3 protein-coding genes are annotated in these 3,103 nt (G+C 75.6%); 2 read left to right on the top strand and 1 reads right to left on the bottom strand.

All coding sequences use genetic code 11. From position 1 onward, the window contains the following. Window positions 1–1,169: glycosyltransferase family 4 protein (locus G3I42_RS23580; protein WP_164289055.1), on the bottom strand; the 1,169-nt coding region annotated here is incomplete at its 3' end. Window positions 1,170–1,459: 290 nt separating this feature from the next. On the opposite strand from G3I42_RS23580, the gene G3I42_RS23585 reads away from it, so the two are divergent. Together G3I42_RS23585 and G3I42_RS23590 are read left to right on the top strand one after the other, a co-directional pair. After that, window positions 1,460–2,743, top strand: a complete 1,284-nt coding sequence (locus tag G3I42_RS23585; protein ID WP_164289053.1) for a prenyltransferase/squalene oxidase repeat-containing protein — start codon at window positions 1,460–1,462, stop codon at window positions 2,741–2,743. Beyond that, the coding region (locus G3I42_RS23590) for an SCO2322 family protein (protein WP_343244639.1) at window positions 2,740–3,103 on the top strand (364 nt) is incomplete at its 3' end. The genes G3I42_RS23585 and G3I42_RS23590, both read left to right, overlap by 4 nt.

Raw genomic sequence — 3,103 nt, forward strand, 5'->3', positions numbered from 1 at the left:
TCCGCGTCGCCGAGGAGACGCCCGAGTGCCCGCGCGAGTGCGCCGGGCTCGCCCGGGGGCACCGCGAGGCACGTCTCGCCGTCCCGCCCGGCGACCTCGGGGATCGCGCCGCCGGTCGTCGCGACGAGCGGCGTCCCCGTCGCCATCGCCTCGGCGGCGGGCAGCGAGAAGCCCTCGTAGAGCGAGGGCACGCAACTGACCTGCGCCGAGCGCACGAGGTCGACGAGCTCCGCGTCGGTGATGCCCTTGACGAACTCGACGGCGTGCCCGAGCCCGTACTTCTCGATGGCGCGCGCGACGGGGCCGTCCTCGGCGCGCTTGCCGACGACGACGAGGTGCGCGTCGGGGTGCTCGGCACGGACCTCGGCGAGCGCCTCGACGAGGTGCACGAGGCCCTTGAGCGGGACGTCGGCGCTCGACGTGGTCACGATCCGGCCGGGGACCTCGGGCACGGAGGGGTCGGGCGAGAAGAGGTCGGTGTCGGCGCCGATGTGCACGACGTGGACGCGGCGCGGGTCGACGCCGAGGTGGCGGACGATCTCGGCGCGCGAGGTGCCCGAGACGGTGAGGACCGAGGGCAGCCGCCGCGCGACGCGCTTCTGCATCCGCGTGAACCCGTACCAGCGGCGCACCGAGAGCTGCCGCTTGAAGCCCTCGGCGGCGGCGAGGTCGAGTTCCCTGTCGACCGTGATGGGGTGGTGGATCGTCGTGACGAGCGGGGCGCCGAGCGCGCGGGGGCCGCCGAGCAGCCCGTACCCGAGCGTCTGGTTGTCGTGCACGACGTCGAAGGCGCCGCGCCTGGCCGCGAGGTGGCGGCGCGCGCGGAGGCTGAAGGTGAGGGGTTCGGGGAAGCCGCCGGTCCACATCGTGGCGACCTCCAGGGCGTCCACCCAGTCCCGGTACTCCTCGCGGCGCGGGGTGCGGAAGGGGTCGGGCTGGCGGTAGAGGTCGAGGCTCGCGACCTCGGTGAGCGGGACGCCCTCGTCGAGCACGGGGTACGGCTGGGCGCCGAGCACCTCGACCTCGTGCCCGAGCCGGGCGAGTTCGCGCGAGAGGTGGCGCACGTAGACGCCCTGCCCCCCGCAGAAAGGGTTTCCCTTGTACGTGAGCAGGGCGATGCGCAGCGGGCGGTCGAGTCCGGCGCGGGCACCCAGGGCCTCGGCGGTCACTCCAGGCACCCTCTCTTTCCTGAACGTCCGGCGAGCCTACGCCGGGACTGCAAAACCGAACAAGTTCCCCTTGATCGTCGTCCGCCCCCAGAATCTACCGGCAAGTAGCCTCGGCGGGACACCGGGTGCGGGAGGTGACGAAGAGCACGTCAGGGCGGGAGTGGGGCCCGCGTGCCCGCGGGCGGGGGTGGTGCCCGCCAAAGCCGTCGAAAGCGCCCGCCAGCTAAGGTGGTGCGGCCCCGAAATCCCCGCGCCCCCGGCCAGGCGCGCCCCGCCAGGAGCCGCCCCGCATGAACCTCCGCCGTCTCGCCGCCGCCGTCCCCCTCGTCGCCACCGGCGCCCTCGGCCTCGCCTCGGCGCCCGCCCTCGCCGCGTCCCCGGCCATCGCGTCCGCCGCCGCGCCGGGTCCCGCCGAAGGGCTCTTCGGGACGCAGGACCCCACGTACGACGGGGTGTGGCGGCAGTCGCTGTCCCTCGTCGCGCTCGACACGGCGGGCCGGAAGCTGCCGGTGAAGGCGGTGGACTGGCTCGTGGCGCAGCAGTGCGCGGACGGCTCCTTCGCGCCGTACCGTGCGAAGCCCGCGGCGGACTGCGGGCCGAAGGACAAGGTGGACACGAACCAGACGGGCGCGGCGATCCAGGCGTTCGCCGCGATCGGCGGGCACCGGGCCGAGGCCGAGAAGGCCCTCTCCTGGCTGAAGTCCGCGCAGAACAAGGACGGCGGCTGGGGGTACACGGCCGGTTCGCCGTCCGACGCGAACTCGACCTCCGTCGTGATCGGCGCGCTGCGCGCGCTCGGCGTGCGGCCCGCCGACGTCACGAAGGGCGGCGAGTCGGCCGAGGACGCGCTGCTCTCCTTCGCGCTGAAGTGCGACGCGAAGCAGTCGCCCGGCAAGGCCGGGAGCGCCTTCGGCTTCCAGCCCGAGAAGGACGGCTCCCTCGTCGCGAACACCGACGCGACCGCCGCCGCCGTCACGGCCGGCTACGGCGCGGGCTTCGTCGTCGCCGCGCCCCACGAGGAGACCGGCGGGAGCACGCGCTGCGCCTCGCCCCGTACGGCGAAGGACGCCGCGCGCAACGGCGCCGTGTGGCTCGGCGGCGTCCTCGGCGAGAACGGCGCCGTGACGACGGCGCTGCCGGGCGCGAAGCCGAAGCCCGACGCGGGCAACACCGCGGACACCGCCGTCGCGCTCGCGGCGGCCGGGATGCCGGAGGAGGCGCGCGAGGCGGTCGACTGGCTGCGGTCCGAGGGTCCCGCGTGGGCCGAGAAGACGGGGCCCGCCGCGTGGTCCCAGCTCATCCTGGCCGCGCACGCGACCGGCGCCGACCCGGCCGACTTCGTGGGCCGCGACCTGCCCGCGAAGCTCGCGGCGACGGGCCCGGGCGGGAAGACGGTCGCGGGCGCGACCGTGCGGGCGAAGGACTCCGGCGGGTCCACCGAGAAGTCCGGCAAGAAGGAGAAGGACGACGGCGGCGGGTCGAGCCCGTGGTGGTTCGTGGGCGTCGGCCTCGCGGCGGGGGCCGGGATCGGTTTCCTGCTGAGCAGCCGCAACAAGAGGAACGCGTCGCGGTGACCGTGCCCCGCCACGTCCTCCTCCTGCTGACCGCGCTCGCCTGCGTCCTCGGCCTCGCCGCGCCCGCCTCGGCCGCGAGCGCGTACCGGTACTGGTCGTTCTGGGAACGTACGGACGCGGGCGCGTGGCAGTACGCGACCCGCGGGCCCGCGCTCGCGCGCCCCGGCGACGGCGACGTGGCCGGGTTCCGCTTCGCGGTGAGCGAGGACGCGGGCGACGCGACCCGGCCGCGCGCGAAGGACGGTTTCGCCGCGATCTGCGCGGGCACGAAGGCGCTCGCGGGCCGCAAGCGCGTGGGCCTCGTCATCGACTTCGGCACGGCGGCCGACGCGCCCTCCGGCGAACGGCCGCCCCGGGCCC

It is taken from the genome of Streptomyces sp. SID11385 (assembly GCF_010548245.1).
GTDB lineage: Bacteria > Actinomycetota > Actinomycetes > Streptomycetales > Streptomycetaceae > Streptomyces.

Coding starts and splice junctions, on each gene's coding strand:
- G3I42_RS23585 (WP_164289053.1), top strand. CDS start 1,460: ATGAACCTCCGCCGTCTCGCCGCCGCCGTCCCCCTCGTCGCCACCGGC.